This is a genomic window from Cupriavidus sp. GW821-FHT02F09 (assembly GCF_059421605.1).
The window spans coordinates 13947-30182 of sequence record NZ_JBWKVH010000066.1 but is presented as its reverse complement, the minus strand read 5'-3'; the positions used below and the strand labels follow the sequence as shown (position 1 = coordinate 30182).

Sequence of the window (16236 nt, the reverse complement as noted above, 5' to 3'; positions counted from 1 at the left end):
CGCTTCATTCGGTCCCCCAATCTGAATGCGTTGATCCAGTCTAGGTGATCGAGACGTTTTCACACACCCTCGGTCGGAAAGAGCCGTCAGCCGCCGTGCCGGCCAACGGCGGCTCATCGGCCGGAGCGGGTATTCCCCGGGGTGCTTACACCCTAGAGCGGATTCAATGGGGAGAGTACGACCCAAAGCTGCGATTTGTGCGCAGAATACTGCTGGAAGAATGTCTCTTCATGGGGGCAATCATCTGCGTGGCAGTGCTCGTCAGTCGGATGCCCGCGCGCCAATGATCGGATATCGGATACCTGCCGGTCTCCCGACGCATACCAACGGCATGGCGCACTGATCCTCACGAAAAGAGTGGCGTAGCGTACAGAGTGCAGGGAGATGCGGCGTAAGCTGACAATATGAATGGACGGGGGCCGCTTGCGACATCCGGCGCAAATGCCGATCCGGCGGCAGTGGGTGCGACTCGGTGTCACATCCCGGTCTAGCTGAATCAAGCCCAAATCGTCCTTTCAGGCGGCGGCTCGCCACGATAATCAGCCACACATTTTCACGGTGCAACATGTCCTTCCCCCATCGGCTCGTCTTCTGGCTCGCGCTGCTGGGCATGGCGTTGCACTCGCCATGGCCGCCGATGGCCCACGGGCAGGCGGCCGGGGGAATGATAGATCACTCGATCTGCAGTGCGAGCGGCATACGTGTCGTCTCGGTAGACGATCAAACGTCCCTCGATCAGGACGCCCCTGGCAATCACCAGAGCCTCGACGATTCCCTCTGCTGCCTGGTCTGCGCGGATCTCGGCAGCACCGTTGCAATACCGCACGTGCCCCTTGTCTTTCAGCCTCATCTGAGACAGCTTGGCCTTGTGCGGCCGGTGTTACGGCCGGATGCCTATCGGCCTCCAGGCATTCTTCGCGCGACGGCCCGAGCGCCGCCCTTGGCATGATCGGCTTCGCTTGATCGCCCACGCGCTCCACACAGCGCGCCCCCATGCCACGGGCGGACCACCGGTCCGCCCCCGTATCGCCCTGAACACCATGAATCCGATCCTTCGCGCCGGCGCCGCAGGTGCCGTGTCGCTGCTTCCCTCGTTTGCGTTCGCCTGCGCCACCTGCGGCTGCTCACTCAGCGCCGATGCCGCCATGGGCTACTCCACAATGCCGGGCTGGCGTATCAGCTTTGACTACAGCTTCATCAACCAGAACCAACTGCGCCATGGGACAGGATCCGTCCCCGCCACGCAGGCTGCCGCAATCAACGACGCCGGCGGCAACCAGGAGGTGGAGAAGCAGACAATCAACCGTTACTACAACCTGGGCCTGAGCTACAGCCCGAATAGTAGTTGGAGCTTTAGCACTATCGTCCCCATCATCGACCGCAGCCACACCACGTACGGCAACGCGACCTCCGACCAGCTCACGCCGGACAACGTGAGTGGTGTGACGGCCAGTGGCCTGGGCGATATCAAGCTCATCGGCACCTACCAGGGTTTCCTGCCCACCCGAAACCTCGGTGTGCAACTTGGCGTGAAGCTGCCCACTGGCGCCTACGGAGGCCAGAATGTCGCCACCGGCGCCACCGTGGGGCGCCGCCCGGTGTTTTTCTCGTCAGGCCCGAATGCGGCTGCGGGCCAGGCGCTCGACGCCAGCCTGCAGCCCGGTACCGGCAGCACCGACCTGATTCTTGGCGCGTACTATTACCAGCCGGTCAGCCAGAATTTCGACGCCTTCATCAATGGCCAATTCCAGGCGGCGATGATGCAACGGCTGCACGACTTCAATGCGGACTATCGTCCCGGCAATCTCCTGACTGTGAGCACCGGCCTGCGCTATGTAGCCAACCCAAAGGTGGTGCCCCAACTACAGTTCAATTTCACTCGCAAGAGCGCAGACCAGGGCGCACTTGCCGATACCATCAGTACTGGAGGTAGCGTGCTCTACCTGAGCCCGGGGGTCACCGTCGCCGTGAGCGAGCACGTGCGCATGTACGCCTTTCTGCAAAAGGCAATCTATAGCAATCTCCAGGGGTATCAACTCTTCCCTCGCTGGACTGGCAACTTGGGGGTGTCCTATGCGTTCTGACCTCTCGTCTCGTCGCGACTGGATCCGGAAGGCCGCCGCTCTTGCCTGCGGACCGTCTCTTGCAGGCTGGCACACATCGGCGAGCGCGGAGAGTCTGGCGGTGGGGCGGCCCGCGCCACCGCTGGTGCTGCGCACGCTCGACGGGCGCACCATCGATACGCGGGACATGCATGGCCAGGTAGTAGTACTCACGTTCTGGGCGACGTGGTGCGGCCCATGCCACACAGAGCTTCCTGTCTTGTCGGCCTATGCGGCGGCTCACGCCGGTGAAGGGCTGATCGTGCTCGGCTTCAGCCTGGACACGCCGGACTCGCTCGCCGACGTGCGCAAGATGGCCGCCAGCCTCGCCTTTCCGGTAGGGCTGCTGGGTAGCGCCTACGCGGGCGGCTATGGCCGGGTCTGGCGCCTTCCGGTGAACTTCACCATCGACCGCGCGGGGATGCTCGCCGATAACGGCTGGGATGATGCCACTCCGGCCTGGACAGCCGAGCGGCTGGAGCAGGTGGTCACGCCTCTGCTGAAGCGGTAACTGGACAGAGCAGAGCCTTGGGCGACATGCATCGCGGGCGGAGTGCTTGGCATTCCGATTCGCGGCCGATCAGATTTCCACAGGAGTGCCTCCCCAAAATGGGGCCGCCAAGAAGGAGCGCCAAAGCTGCGCGAGGTTTCCATGAACGTCGAGCAAGTTGGCTGAGAAGCGGCACGCATTCCCGAACGGCGGCCCTCCAGCACTGACACCTGCCAGGGCAGCGTCCTGCTATGGTCGAGCATTTGCCGGCCTGCGGAAGGTATCCTGACCCCTAGTGCGCCGCCGGAGTGCTCGCCCTATCGTCCTGTGCTCGCGGATGGCTCCTTCCCCTGCCGCCAGCTCGCGCCACCGTCATTGTCTGGTTTCGCGCCATATCCTGCTTGACTTCGTCGGCAGTGGCGAGTCGAGGTGCCGTGCGCTGAAGGTTGACTTGATCAAGGTGCATGGCATCGATGTTGCCTGTGGGGAAATCCTGGGCGACGAAGTCGGGAGAGAGAGCTAGTGCCGCCAATGACAAAGCCAGAAGCAGGGACGCGGTATGTTTCGTCATCATGATGTTGCCGGGCAAACTTTCGTGCTGTGACGTCAAGCAAGCGTCAATGGACCGTGGTCATCACAGTGATCCCCATGCGGGTGATGCAGGTGGTTGCCAACCAAATAGTCCACATGGTCGCCGTGTGGTACGGCCTCATGGCCACAGCCCGGGCCGTGCTTGTGATTCGGGTCATGGGCGCCACAATGGTGGCCGGGGGTGCACCGATCAGGGTTGGTGTCGCTTATGGCGAGCACGTGCTCATCGATGTGATCGCCGTGCATATTGTGTAGGTGCCCGTCATGCAGATAGTCAACATGTCCCTCATGGCGCACGGCGACGTGTCCGCATTGAGATCCGTGCTGGTGAGAATGATTGGTGGGGTGTTGCAGAGTGCAGTCGACCATGGCGCAAATTCCTTGATTGATTCCCGAGCCCGGATCCGGGTAACGCGGTTGCCCGGTGAACGGAAACGAAAGCCTGTCAGTAGGCAACCCGCTTTTAAAGCCTAGAAGCTAGTATTACCGCGCGCAAGCGGACAAGAGTGCCGTGTAGGCTACTCCCTGTACTCTTTGGTGTTCGCGGATGGGCCGGAATCCTGAATCTACGATATATATGACCGGTCGGCGCCATCTTTGACGCCAGCGAGTGCCGCTGGATGCATGCAAGAATAGCTAGCGCCGTACTGGATCTTGCGAAGGGCGTTGTTAGGTGGCAAACTCGCAACACTGTTGCAAAAAGCGTTTTGACGCCTCTTGAGCGTCTACCGTCATTTCTGCAGCCCTCGATGTCGCGACGCTCGCTTGCCCTCCTTCTCAGCCTCTTCCTGCTCCTCGGGCAGGCCTGTGGCGCTGTTCACGCGTTGTCACATATTCACGTGCATCTGCAGGGCAATCCGTGCGCGGCGCCCGCCGACACCGATCAGTGCGGGCCGGGCGCTCATGTCTGCCTGCAATGCCTGGCTTTTGCCGCTGCCGCGGTGGCGATGCCTTTGCCAGGCTTCTGGCTGCTGATTGCCTGTACCAGGCGCTGGCACCACCCACTGCTCGCCACGCGGTACATAGTCCCCATCATTTCGCTACGGCCCTGTAGCCGTGGCCCCCCTCTGTCTGGTGGAGAGTTAGCGTAGTGCAATGGTGCGGGCTCAGAGGTCCCCGCGCGACACTTCCAGGCCGTCAGAGGTATTGCAATGTCCCAATCCCGCTCCAAGCCATTGCGGCCGGCGCCGCGTCGGCGCTCGCCGTCTCCACCCAGGCGCAGACGTGGGTAATCGATGTGTCGCCCCCCCTCCCCGGATCTGGAGAACGACTCTGCCGTGGCAGAACTGCACAGCAGCCGATCAGCTTCGAGTTGAACTGATTGCCGGATTCCGTCTGTAACTTCCCGAACACTGACATTCGCCAGGAGCAGCCATGCAGGATCTCGGACTTCCCCACCTCTGGGCGCAAGGCGATTTCGTCATTCGCGCGACCGCCATCATTCTACTGATCATGTCGGTGCTGTCATGGATCGTGATTATCACCAAGGCTTTGGATCTGCTTCGTCTGCGGAAGATGGCAAATGGTGCAGAGAAGCGCTTCTGGCACTCAGAGGATTTCGATCACGCACTCGACACGCTCGGCGCCAACGATGCCAACCCGTTTCGCACGCTGGCCATAACCGGCCGCGAAGCCGCGCAGCACCATCGCGCTAGCGAGACGCAACTGCGCGATGCCCTCGACATCTCCGACTGGCTGACCCGCTCACTCAAGAGCGCAATTGACGAGGCCGTGGCACGCATGCAGTCGGGCCTGGCGGTGCTGGCTTCGGTGGGTTCGACGGCTCCGTTCGTCGGCCTGTTCGGCACCGTGTGGGGCATCTATCACGCTCTGATCAGCATCGGCGCCTTGGGCATACCGACGATCGACAAGGTGGCCGGCCCCGTGGGCGAAGCACTGATCATGACCGCCTTCGGTCTGGCAGTGGCCATCCCGGCCGTACTTGGCTACAACGCGCTGAGCCGAGGCAACAAGGGCGTCATCAACAAGCTCAACCGCTTTGCGCACGACCTGCACACCTACTTCGTGACCGGCACCCACGTGCGCCCCACGACCCCGGGTACTCGTGCCAACGACACGTCTGTGCACCTGGCCGTCAAGAACTGAGCGTCAGATTTGACGTAGGAAGGAAGCATCATGGCCACGCCTGACAGACTCAACGCTCAAGGTTCCAGGCTTTAAAGCCGAAGGACCCTCATCTGTCAGGAGAACAAACACATGCGTAGCGCCATCGCCGCGATCGGCGCCGCCCTCACCTTCTCTGCCTCGCCCGCGTCGGCTCTCAGCGTCATCGCCTACGGGGACGAGCCTGCGGGTAACCCCGGCGCTGTCGTGCAGGATCTGATTTCGACGGAGTTCGATCGCTTCTTCAGTGCGGCGGATATCGTACTGGTGATTCACTACGATACGGTACAGTTAGGGATGGGCCGTGTGTGCCACGCGACCGTCGGCATCAGCGCGGCACCCGAGGCCGGAGCCACCGCACGGCTTCCCGCTTGGCGCTTCAACGCGACCCGCTTGATCCGAGATCATGGGAGTCTTGACCTGGCTGGCAAACGTGAGTGCCTCACCAGCGCGATACGCGAGGCCGCTCGCAACCTGATGCAGGTGCCAATTCCGGAGCTGGCGACGCGCAGCGAAGCCTCGATTGTCGGTGCACGCAATACCAAACGCGCCGGCCGCGACATTTGACGGGCTTCGACGAACCGACCTTGACTTTATCCCCGCCTGGGTAAGTTGGATGCACGTTCATCACCCAGGTGCTTCCGATGCGGGCTCACTCCCCCCAACTCAACCTCTTCGACGAGCTCGCTTGCGGATCCGTCGCACACTCAATGGCTCGCCCGTTGGTGCTTATGGCCTGCTCCGCAACGAAACTCAACCGCCCCGCCCCCGCCATAGATCTGTATTGCGGCGTCGTGTATGAAACGTTTCACGCGCACGTGCGAGCCGATGCGCAGCCCCAGGTCATCATCCGCTCGGCCCAGCATGGCCTTATCCAACCGGACGCCGAGATTGCCCCTTACGATCTCCGTATGACCGCCGATCGCGCGCAGATCATGCTCTCCGACCTGTCGACGGCGATGGCCGGCGCGGCATGGCCCGACCAGGTCGGCCCGGTCTTTCTCGCCGGCGGCATGCACTACCGTCGGCTGATGCGCGCAGCCGTGGAGCGGCGGGCCCGTCAGGCTGGTGTTGGCAGCGCACTGACGATCACGGAATCCGGCGGCGGCGTCGGGATGCAGCGCTCCCAGCTCGGCCGGTATCTGGACGGCCTAACCAATGAACTCTCCGATGAGATCGGGCGCTTTCCCAACGGGCTGCCCTACTTCCGCCGCGCTGGGCCCTTCACGGTGGGCGAGCGCGTCATTCACGCCTACCGACACCTGCCGGGCATCGCGCCCCGTTGGGCGACCATCCGGGCCCTTTTCCAAGGACCGAGTGGCCTGACCGCCGAAGCCGATGTCGAGGAAGGAATGGGAAACCGCGCACACATTGCTTCCCGTTGGATTGCCCTGACGAATCTCCAGCTGAACCAATGACTATCACCATTCCCCTGCAGTTGGAAGCCAAGGCCCTCGCTGCCAACCTCGACGGCGCACCCGACGCCCTGCTTGCTCTCACCCATCGCGGCTACCGCTACTGGACCAAAGCCAGACGCCTGCATTTCCCACCGCCCCGGCGCGAAGTGTTGCTGTTGGAAATCATGCGTTTCTGTGCAGATACAAACCTGCTGGAGTGCCCCCCCGAACCTGAGGACGGAGATCGCCAGCAGGCGATAGAAGAAATGCTTGACGGGCGCTATCTGCCCCCCCTGTGACATTTGAGCCAAGCCTAGACATTGCAATGTGAAGGCCAAATCAGAATGTCCTCTGGACAGACCTATACCGGTAGCGCCTGGGTTGGACGGGAGCGCGCCGTGAAGGATCGAGGGTTGATCACCATGAGTCTGGGCGAAGTTGACCGCTTCAAGGTGGTCCAGGCAACGAAAGCGGGCCTGCTAGCGCAATGGCGCGCCGCCGGGCCTTGCGGCGCGGGCACTCGGCCTGATTCGCGACGACTATGCCGACTTCGGCAGGACCCTGGCCTGCGAGAAGCTGCGCGAGCGCCATGGTATCGGACTGCTCAACGATGGTGACACGCTCCCGCTGCGATCTGTACGTTGTAGCGCAGCGACACGGTCCAGTGCCATCGAGAATTGGGTACGCGACTCCTGTAACTGACTCTCCAGCGCCTCAACCAGCGCTTGCCATGTCACATGTCACTAGGCGCTCCGTTGCGGTCGCCGTGTGATATCACGACTCCCTTGCGGTACGAAGCGAGAAGCGTCGAGTCAATGCTCTCTCAACGTTTCGCCAGGCTAAACAGCGCCTTGAGGTCTTCCCCGCCTAGATTGCCGATCCACTGTTCGCCAGTACCAACCACCAATTCGGCCAGTTCCCGCATCGCTCGAAGCATGTCGTTGATACGTTCTTCAAACGTCGCGCGCGTGACGAAGCGGTGAGCCTGAACGTTGCGCTGCTAGTCAATACGATAGGCCCTGTCCGTAGCCTGCGCTTTGACGGCAGGATTCCACCAGAGGTCGTAATGGATGACATTGGAGGCCGCGGTCAGGTTCAGCCCGGTCCCGCCGGCCTTGAGCGATAGGATGAACACCCGTTCGGTTCGGTTGCTCTGGAATCGGTCGACCATCGCATCCCGCCTGGCCCGCGGGACATCGCCATGGAGAAATAGCGGATCCCGGCCGTATCGCTGTTGCAACCAACGGCATAGCAAGTCACCCATCTCACGAAACTGGGTGAACACCGGCACTTTTTCATGGCTGGCGTGGAGATCGTCAATGAGCTCAAGAAATCGCTCGGCCTTGCCAGACATCGCTGCATCGGCCTGCCCCTGTTTCAGAAATAGCGCGGGATGATTGCAGATCTGCTTCAGTGCCAGCATCATCTGCAACACCAAACCTTGGCGCTTGAACGTGTCGGATTCTCCCGCGATGGATCGCAACCCTTCCTGTACCACCGATTCATACAGAGCCGTCTGCACCTTGGTCAACGTGCAGAATTGATCCTGCTCGATCTTGACCACCGGCATGGACACGTCACGGGAAAGCAAGAAAGCCGCCCGAAGGCGGCACTCGTCGTCACAACATCAGAGCGTCCCGTCGATCCGTACCGACAAACCCGTACCCGTGTAGATGGCCGTGGTCTTGTAGCCCGGCACTGAGATGGTGGTGAACTGCCCCTTCAGGCTGCTACTGGAGAGCAGGCTGATAGTGTCCCCCACCGACGGGCGGAAGCCACTGCGGAAGTTCACCGCCAGCGTGCCACCGGCCACGGTAGCAATGCCGCTGACCGCGAGACGGCCGGCGCCGCCGCTGCCCACGTCCAATTGCAGTGCGGAGTTGGGCAGCTGTGTGAACGCGCCGGCGATCACCAGTTGCGCGTCGGCGCTGGAAGCCAGCGTGCCGCCGCCGAGATAGACGTCGCCCTTGCCGAATGCGGTGGCCGAGACTGCCTGCAGCATGCCGGCCGATACCTGCGTGCCGCCGGAGTAGCTATTGGTACCACCCAGACGCAGCGTGCCGCTGCCCTGCTTGTTCAGCTTGCCCGCACCTGTAATGTCATTGCGCCAAGTGTCGAGCGCATTGAAGCCGCCCAGAGATGCATCCATGTTGACCACCACGTCGCCGTTGAAGGCACCGTAGCCATCAGCCGCGGCGAACAGGTTGATACGTCCCCAGCCCTCTGCGTCGTCCATCACAGGATAGCCCGACGGCATCGCGGTGGTCTTCAATACCACGCGGCGCTGGTTGGCATCCAGGTAAGGCAGGCGCGTTTCCAGCAGCACCTCGGCGCTCTTGGGGACCACCGCCGGCTTGGTGGTATCGGCGATCTGCGCGAAGCCAAAAGTCATGCGGCGGTTGTAGTTGGCCTTGTTGGTGGCGTAGTCCGCGAAGCGGTCGGTGGCCGTGGTGCCGGAATGCGCGAAGTCGTTGAAGGCCAACTTCGTATCAGCCTTGGTCGCGGCCATCAGCGTGCTATGGGCCTGGTCATAAGCGGCGATCTTGCGCGCAGCGTTAGCGCCGGTGGCGATGCTAGCCGCGGCGGTAGCTTGGCCGAGCATGCGGCCACTGACCACGTCCAGCGGCGAGTGCATGCCCGCGACGATGCGGTTCTCGCCCAGTTCCAGACCGCGTGAGACCATTTCCTGGAAGCGCTCCGGTACGGCATAGGCCATGGCGATGGCGTCACGCACGGCTTCCGCGGTGTGGCCGCTGGTGAAGCCGCCATCGGTGGCGGGCGTGGCGCTCTTGGCCGGCACCAGCGCGGGGACGACGTTGACACTGCTGCTCCAGCGCCACGGCCGCGCGTATTTGTAGAAGCGCTTGGCTGGCTCCGTGGAGCCGTTCTCGCCGATGTTGCTGACAAAGTCCACCACGGTGCCGAAGCTGGTGTTGGTGCTGCCACCCACGCCGACGTTGTTGCCGCCGTCGTTGTACAGCACGGTGGTGGCGTCGCTCGCGATGCTGGTGATGGTGGTGGTCTGTTGCGCGGCCGACTGCCAGGTGGCCGTCAGCGGGCCCAGGCCGTCGCTGACGCTGTACCCCTTGTTACGACGGTCGTCCAGGTAGGCAGCCAGTTCCTGCGCGGCGGTGCGCTGTGCGGTCACATTGGCCACGTACTGGATGTTGGCACCGAGCACGCTGGCGTTGAGGATGGTGCCGTCGGTACTGTCACCCGGGATGCCGGTCCAGCTGGATGCCACCACTGCGGGGAAGCTGCCGTTGGCGGGCGCCGTGACGCCTGCGTCGACGATCAGGGTGGAGGGTTTCCACAAATCCAGGAAGCCGCTCAGCACGCGCACGCCGGCATTGGTCTCTTTGGTAGCGTAGCGCGCGTCGCCGCGCTGGTTGGTGTAGGCGTAGTCCACGAAGGGCAGCACGGCGGCCTGGTCGGCCAGCGGTGCGGAGTCGGCGAAGCCCAGGTCCTTGGGTGCCGCCGGTATCGACAACGGCTGTGCTAGCGCGGAAGTCGCGGGAGCATCGTCGCCACCGCCGCAGGCGGTCAGCAGCATGGCGCCGATCAGCGCGGCGGTTAGGACACGGAGGGAACTTGGAGGAAACATGAGAAGCGGGCACAGGGGCCCGGGACATTGGGATCCGCGGGATGCTACACAGTCTTTGTGAACCGCTTATGACTCCTAATGCACTTCTATGGTGCAGTGTGCAATGGGAACGGCTTCGTCTCAGCTCCGTCGACTGAGGTCATCGCCGTTGACCCCTGCTAGCTAAATTCAGTTGGATCTTTGATGACATTGACTGCCAGCAATGATTGGTTGGTTGCCAGAAGCGCCTCCAAGCAGAACTGCCCCTATTGAAGGAATCACTGACGGGATTTAATTTTGGCGGTTAATTGCGCTTCTTGTCTTCTGCTGGTAGGGAATAGCAAAGCCCATATTCTCCCCCACACCTAACATTGCAGCGAAAGTCTCATTTCGCGATCGCCCAGCCTGATCGTGGCTTCCTGGTTGGTATTGATGAAGTCAATATCCTTGTTCTCCAGCATTAACTCGGCCGTCACTTGAGCCCCATCGGGTACGATCACCATGATGGGTTGCGCCTCTGTGACCACGCTGCCTTCCGTATGCGTGGAAAATTGCTGCACCGTGCCGGCCACGGGTGCGGTCAACGTCGTCAGCCGCTCGCGCTGACCGGCCTTGGCCAAATCCTGCGTGCCTTGTTGCCGCTTGAGTTCCGCCGCGGCTTCCTGCGTGCGACCGGGGCCGGTGCAAGGAGGCTTGGTCCGCCCGCACTTGCGGCGCCGGCAAGGCAAGGAACCCGTAACCTATCCGAGTCCGGAAATGGAACGGGCGCTGTCGCGCACGCTCGGCGCGCCTATTTTCCAGGAACAGGTGATGCAGGTGGCCATCCTCGCGGCCGGCTTCTCGGCCGGCGAGGCGGGCCAGGTGCGTCGGGCCATGGCGGCTTGGAAGCGTAAGGGTGGGCACGATTGCATCGTCTCCGGCATGCTGGAACGCGAGTACGAACGCAAGTTTGCCGAGAGCACCTTCCGGCAGATCCAGGGCTTCGGCTAATACGGCTTCCCGGAGAGCCGCGCGGCCAGCTTTGCGCTGTTGGTCTACGCCAGCGCATGGCTGAAATGCCGTGCGCCGGCGGTGTTCCTCTGCGTGATGCTCAACCGCCAGCCGATGCGGTTTTACTCGCCTTCGCAGCTCGTGCAGGATGGCAAACGCCACAGTGTCGAACTGCGGCCAGTGTCCATCACAATCAGCGGCTGGCACGCGTCACTGGTAGCCGTCGACAAGAAGCCGTGAGCGGTTCGGCTCAGTCTCTCGCTGCTTCCCGGGATGCTTGCGGAAGCGGCGCAGCACATTGAGGAGGCACGCACCGCGCACCCATTCTCGTGGACGACCGACCTTGCCCGCCGCGCAAACTTGGATAGGCATGATGTGCAGGTCCTGGCCGCCGGCGACACGTTGCATGCCTTCGCTGGCCACCGACGCAATGCGCTCTGGCAGGCCTTGGCCTGCGGTGCCAGACAAGGAGCTGTTAAGGCCAGCCGACGTGCCGGAAGAGCTACCATCACTGGCGGCGCCTAGCGAAGGCGAAGCAATTTGCGGCATGCCCACGCCTCGCACGCCCTAGCCCGTAGCGCGGAGCTGACCACCGTCCGCGACAATCTCCGCCATGCTTCGATGGCCATCACCTTCATCTATCTCCAACGTGACGAAGTCGAGCGCGCACGCCTGATGGATCAGGCCTTCGCCGCCCGGTGACCGGCGTCTGGTGGGTCTTCCGTCAACCTAGCGTACTTTAATTTCCGAATTCTGAAGCGCCCCCTAGCACGCTGAAGCCGGTCTCTGCGACTGTCTAACCGCCCATATGGCACCAGGCTTGGTCGTCAACTCCAAGATATCCCCAGTTTCCCCAGTCGATCGTGACTCTACCGTCGTCGGCATGAACAGTAACCCCAGGTAACACAACGTCTGAACCGATGGACGCCCTGGGATGTGCGCACCATCAGTACCGTAGGTCACACCTGGGACGCCATCGTTAGTCCGTCGGCATGAAACGGATGACTATTAATGTACTCCGTTATAACCCGCCCACCCTCCACGAGATACGCTATCGCCAGTTACGTCCGTCGGTGTGATAGTGATTGACATTCGAACCCCTATTTTCTCGATTTTATCAACAAAAGATTAATAACAACAAAACCCAACACCATGAAACTCGCACCTCCGACCAAGAGCCAGCCAAATAATGAGAGAGCCACCCTTGAACTATTTACCGGAGCAACTTGAAAATCGTATCCTGGGTTATAAAGATAGCTAAACAACAACCCAAATGATGCGATTGCACTGAGGACGGTCACTGACAGCATCCACGAAAACGGGCGAGCCCTCTTTTTCTCTAGCAATCTCTCACTCCAAATATCTCGATTCCTTATCACCCAAAACAAAAGGAGAGGAGTCAAAAGGCCAACCAGCGAGAAGTAGAGCGCAGAAACCTGTGGGAATTCGGACTTCGCGGCATAATTTTCAATTACCGGGAACGATTTTGATACCTCCATCACAAAATATTTAAGACCATAATATTCATCCAAGATATCATCCGGGCAAAATAGTCCAATCAGCACGCTAACGCTAATAACCACAAGACTCTGCCAGTTTTTAAAAAAGGCGGTTACCTCTAATAGATACGTACGATTTACTTTCATCTATCTCTCGCATTGAACGTGCCATGTCTGACAAAATTGGGCTCATCACAATAATCTATATCATTTCTCTTTTTTGTGCGGCGTGTCGGAAATTAATCACCGTAAGGCTGGCACCATTGGAACATCGGGAATCCTGTAAGATCGGAAAAACCGATAGTCCCACCGCAGTGCGTTCTGACGAGTTCGATTCGATGGAGTATCGCTGAAACGGCACGCTGGGCCTCGGACACGTGCGTCCATCATGCTCCTCTGCGTTTGGCAATGCACTTCTTCTCGGTGGCCCAGCCGTCCATCTTCTCTGCCCTGATGTGCCTCCATAGCTCGTCCGAGCAGAAGTAGCTGGGGATACAGCGGTCTGGGTGGCTCCGTGTTTGGCCGTAATCCCGTGGCAGTTGCCAGAAGTGATGACCCTCGATGACATCCTGATCAAGCACGCACTGCGCATCGTCCTTCGTAGCTATTTGTGCGCCACGTTCATAGCCTTCTCGGCCAAATCTTTTGGTGAAAGTAGTCTCCTCAACGATCACGGCGTCGAGTCGCACCGGACACAGGATCAGGTAGTAGGTGCCGAACACCTTTTCATTGGGTCCCGAGTCCAAGCTACGAATCTCGATCGGCACGAAGTCATGCCGTCTGGGTTCCAGTTCTTCCAGGATGTCGCGCAAGCGCTCGCAAATGATGAAAGGGCCACCACTCCAGCCCAAGATCGCAGGAATCCCGCCACGCCGCCGCTCCCTCACCCTCAACACGCGGGGGATCGCGGCTCGCTCGTCTGGCGTGATCGACGTACCGATAGATAGACGCGCTTCAAGACGACCATCGATTTCGGGGTCGAATTGTTTAGTCACCGCACTGCCATCGTTTACGTTGTCGTTGATCAGGTAAGGCATGTTCATACTTCCATTGAAAATGGCGGTGTCGAAAATAAGTCACCGTGAATCTACCACCATCGGAACATCAGAAGTCCTGTAATATCGGAAAAGCCGATAGTGTCAACCACGGCGCTTTCTGACGAGTTCGATTCGATGGAGTATCGCTGAAACGGCACGCTGGGCCTCGGACACGTACGTCCATCATGCTCCTCTGCGTTTGGCAATGCACTTCTTCTTGGCGGCCCATCCGTCCATCTTCTCGGCCCTGATGTGCCTCCATAGCGCGTCCGAGCAGAAGTAGCCCGTGATACAGCGATCTGGGTGGCTTTGTGTTTGGCCGTATTCCCGTGGCAGTTGCCAGAAGTGATGACCTTCAATGACATCCTGATCAAGCATGCACTGCGCATCGTCGCCGCTATCAATCCGTGCGCTACGTTCATAGCCTTCGCGGCCGAATCCTTTGGTGAAAGTCGTCTCCTCGATGATCACAGCGTCGAGTCGCACCGGACACAGGATCAGGTAGTAGGTGCCGAACACTTTTTCATTGGGTCCCGCGTCCAGGCTGCGAATCTCGATCGGCACGAAGTCATGCCGTCCAGGATCCAACTCTTCCAGAATTTCGCGCAAACGCTCGCAGATGATAAAAGGTCCGACGCTCCAGCCCAGGATCGCTGGCACCCCACCACGCCGCCGCTCCCTCACCCTCAGGATGCGGGGGATCGCGGCTCGTTCGTCTGGCGTGATCAATGTCCCGATCGAAAGGCGCGCCTCTAGACGCCCATCGATCTCCGGATCAAATTGCTTGGTGACCGCACTGCCGTCGTTAACGTTGACGGTAATTAGGTAGGGCATTTTCGAGGCTTCCCAGTCTCAATGGAGTAGCCGATGCGACTCAAATGATCTACCCGTTGAGCCCTCTTGTATCGCTCGGTGGTCATTCCGAGTCCTCTTGCGCAGGCGACCCACTGTAAGCATCTGGAAGCGTCGCACCGTCAAGGTTTGCTCCGGCCAAATTTGCCCCGGTAAGGTTCGCCCCCTTGAAATTTGCACCCCTGAGGTTCGCGCGCGCTAGATTCGCGTAGGTGAGATTTGCACCCGTTAAGTTCGCGCGGGTGAGATCGGACTCGAACAAGTTTGCGCCCGTGAGGTTCGCATTGCTCATGTCGGCTTCACCCAGCCGCGCACAAAGAAAAGTGGCCTTCGACAGATTCGCTCTACTCAGGTCTGCATCGAACAGGTTGGCCTCAGTAAAAATAGCAGCCCTGCAATCCGCACCGCTCAGCGTGACACCGGGCATGTCTGTTCGCGAAAAATTTGCCCAGATCAATGTCGCACCGGAAAAGTAGGCGCCGCAGGCCTCTTCTACGTTGGAGAGACGGGCGCCCGTGAGATTCGCACCGGTAAAATCGGCATAGAGAAATTCGGCCTGCTCTAAGTCCGCACCACTGAGATTCGCGTTGGTGAAGTTGGCCGCACGGAGTTGCGCATAGGTCAGATCGGCATTGATGAATTCGCTGCCAGTGAGATCCGCACCGTCGAGATTCACACCGTGCAAATCCGCACCGCTCAGGGATGCGCTACTCAGTTTCGCCCCGCTCATGTTGGCGAAACGCAGTTCAGCGGAACGGAGAACTACGCCGGCAAGATCCGCATCAGCCAAGTTCGCATTATGAAGATCCATGATCCCAGCGGCGATCCGTTCGGAGCGGGTAAAGGCGCCAGCCGCCGCCTGCAGCGTCAGTCGGATACTGTTGTTTTCTGCTTCATGGGAGAAAATGACCCGATCGCGGTCGTCTTTGACGTCGATTTTCATGGGGACCCTCTGGAACAAAAAATCAAACTTTCGACTGAAGTGCCGCAGCGCACGAAAATATCGAGTGCAAAGCAAGTGCTCTCTGTGTGCCTAATAGTACACAGCCATTCATGACGTTCTTGTGTCACATTGTATTTGTTGTGTCCCCGCCGAGGAGGGGCCCGAGCGGATGGCCCAATGTTGCCGTCTGCATTAACGGCTTCGACGAAACGGCCTATGGGTGGCACGGCCTCGCAAGGAGCGTTTGGTCCGACGGCACGGCAAGGTGGCAACTAGCTAGTGCCCGTGCGGTCTGCCTTGGCTCACGGCGCCCTCTTGGCCGGTTGATCGCATAACATACCCCACCCGGAAATGCTCCTCCGTCTGCCCCGTGTGGGACCGCGCGCTGCAGCCACTCCGGCATGGCGCCGCGGCCGTCCCAGCTCTGCCCCTGTGCGTTGCGGTAGCGCACTGGCCCAGACGATGGGGTCGGCGGTATCTCGACAAAGCAGCCTGCCGCCTGCAGGTCGGCCAGGGTCGGGCCGTGCTGGGCCATCAGGATGATGGATCCAGATAATTGCTTGGGCGCGCTCGATTTCAATCGACATGGTGTGGGTGAACAGATTTGGGGCCGCGCCGGATCCCGCGT

At 60.4% G+C, this 16236-nt stretch carries 17 protein-coding genes and 2 pseudogenes; 10 read left to right on the top strand and 9 right to left on the bottom strand.

What is annotated here, in order from left to right:
- Window positions 1-565 precede the first annotated feature (565 nt).
- From AC07XB_RS36845 to AC07XB_RS36835, 3 genes are all read left to right on the top strand, one after another.
- Window positions 566-949, top strand: a complete 384-nt coding sequence (locus tag AC07XB_RS36845) for a DUF2946 family protein (RefSeq protein WP_494752831.1) — start codon at window positions 566-568, stop codon at window positions 947-949.
- Window positions 950-1040: 91 nt separating this feature from the next.
- Window positions 1041-2084, top strand: coding sequence for a transporter (locus AC07XB_RS36840; RefSeq protein ID WP_492832620.1), 1044 nt, complete (start codon window positions 1041-1043; stop codon window positions 2082-2084).
- On the top strand, window positions 2074-2613 hold the full coding sequence (locus AC07XB_RS36835; RefSeq protein WP_492832622.1) for a TlpA disulfide reductase family protein: 540 nt from the start codon (window positions 2074-2076) through the stop codon (window positions 2611-2613). Before AC07XB_RS36840 ends, AC07XB_RS36835 begins: the two co-directional genes overlap by 11 nt.
- A 271-nt stretch (window positions 2614-2884) precedes the next feature.
- Here the strand turns inward: AC07XB_RS36835 and AC07XB_RS36830 are convergent, their stop codons facing one another.
- Window positions 2885-3166 carry a hypothetical protein gene (locus AC07XB_RS36830; RefSeq protein WP_492832623.1) on the bottom strand — a complete coding sequence of 94 codons (282 nt, stop codon included), beginning with the start codon at window positions 3164-3166 and terminating at the stop codon, window positions 2885-2887.
- 26 nt (window positions 3167-3192) lie between these two features.
- On the opposite strand from AC07XB_RS36830, the gene AC07XB_RS36825 reads away from it, so the two are divergent.
- From AC07XB_RS36825 to AC07XB_RS36800, 6 genes and pseudogenes are all read left to right on the top strand, one after another.
- Window positions 3193-3438: a hypothetical protein gene (locus AC07XB_RS36825; protein ID WP_492832625.1), complete on the top strand. Its 246-nt coding sequence runs from the start codon at window positions 3193-3195 to the stop codon at window positions 3436-3438.
- A gap of 1119 nt (window positions 3439-4557) precedes the next feature.
- Window positions 4558-5289 (top strand): MotA/TolQ/ExbB proton channel family protein, encoded by a 732-nt coding sequence (locus AC07XB_RS36820; protein WP_492832627.1) that lies wholly within the window; start codon window positions 4558-4560, stop codon window positions 5287-5289.
- Window positions 5290-5400: 111 nt separating this feature from the next.
- Window positions 5401-5874, top strand: coding sequence for a hypothetical protein (locus AC07XB_RS36815; RefSeq protein WP_492832629.1), 474 nt, complete (start codon window positions 5401-5403; stop codon window positions 5872-5874).
- A 77-nt stretch (window positions 5875-5951) separates the two neighbouring features.
- Window positions 5952-6725, top strand: a complete 774-nt coding sequence (locus AC07XB_RS36810) for a DUF6884 domain-containing protein (RefSeq protein ID WP_494752830.1) — start codon at window positions 5952-5954, stop codon at window positions 6723-6725.
- Window positions 6722-7003, top strand: coding sequence for a hypothetical protein (locus AC07XB_RS36805; RefSeq protein WP_492832631.1), 282 nt, complete (start codon window positions 6722-6724; stop codon window positions 7001-7003). The genes AC07XB_RS36810 and AC07XB_RS36805 overlap by 4 nt, the downstream gene beginning before the upstream one ends.
- Before the next feature lie 123 nt (window positions 7004-7126).
- A pseudogene (locus AC07XB_RS36800) lies at window positions 7127-7301 on the top strand (ISNCY family transposase); the annotation flags it as partial.
- 403 nt (window positions 7302-7704) lie between these two features.
- Here AC07XB_RS36800 and AC07XB_RS36795 read toward each other — a convergent pair.
- From AC07XB_RS36795 to AC07XB_RS36785, 3 genes are all read right to left on the bottom strand, one after another.
- On the bottom strand, window positions 7705-8295 hold the full coding sequence (locus AC07XB_RS36795) for a DEAD/DEAH box helicase (RefSeq protein ID WP_492832633.1): 591 nt from the start codon (window positions 8293-8295) through the stop codon (window positions 7705-7707).
- 36 nt (window positions 8296-8331) lie between these two features.
- A complete protein-coding gene (locus AC07XB_RS36790) occupies window positions 8332-10308 on the bottom strand; it encodes an acid phosphatase (RefSeq protein ID WP_494752829.1) in 1977 nt (658 codons plus the stop codon).
- A 344-nt stretch (window positions 10309-10652) separates the two neighbouring features.
- Entirely contained in the window at window positions 10653-10907 is a 255-nt protein-coding gene (locus AC07XB_RS36785) for a hypothetical protein (RefSeq protein WP_492832637.1), read from the bottom strand.
- Window positions 10908-10953: 46 nt separating this feature from the next.
- Here AC07XB_RS36785 and AC07XB_RS36780 point away from each other — a divergent pair.
- A pseudogene (locus AC07XB_RS36780) lies at window positions 10954-11818 on the top strand (helix-hairpin-helix domain-containing protein); the annotation flags it as partial.
- 559 nt (window positions 11819-12377) lie between these two features.
- On the opposite strand, the gene AC07XB_RS36775 reads toward AC07XB_RS36780, so the two are convergent.
- The 5 genes from AC07XB_RS36775 to AC07XB_RS36755 form a co-directional block, all read right to left on the bottom strand.
- The gene (locus AC07XB_RS36775) at window positions 12378-12923 is read right to left on the bottom strand and encodes a hypothetical protein (protein WP_492832639.1); all 546 of its coding nucleotides are present in this window, start codon (window positions 12921-12923) and stop codon (window positions 12378-12380) included.
- 239 nt (window positions 12924-13162) lie between these two features.
- The gene (locus AC07XB_RS36770; protein WP_492832641.1) at window positions 13163-13813 is read right to left on the bottom strand and encodes an imm11 family protein; all 651 of its coding nucleotides are present in this window, start codon (window positions 13811-13813) and stop codon (window positions 13163-13165) included.
- Between the two features lie 183 nt (window positions 13814-13996).
- Window positions 13997-14647 (bottom strand): imm11 family protein, encoded by a 651-nt coding sequence (locus AC07XB_RS36765; protein ID WP_492832643.1) that lies wholly within the window; start codon window positions 14645-14647, stop codon window positions 13997-13999.
- 82 nt (window positions 14648-14729) lie between these two features.
- On the bottom strand, window positions 14730-15608 hold the full coding sequence (locus tag AC07XB_RS36760) for a pentapeptide repeat-containing protein (protein WP_492832645.1): 879 nt from the start codon (window positions 15606-15608) through the stop codon (window positions 14730-14732).
- 214 nt (window positions 15609-15822) lie between these two features.
- Window positions 15823-16143, bottom strand: coding sequence for an H-NS family nucleoid-associated regulatory protein (locus AC07XB_RS36755; RefSeq protein ID WP_492832670.1), 321 nt, complete (start codon window positions 16141-16143; stop codon window positions 15823-15825).
- Window positions 16144-16236: the final 93 nt, after the last annotated feature.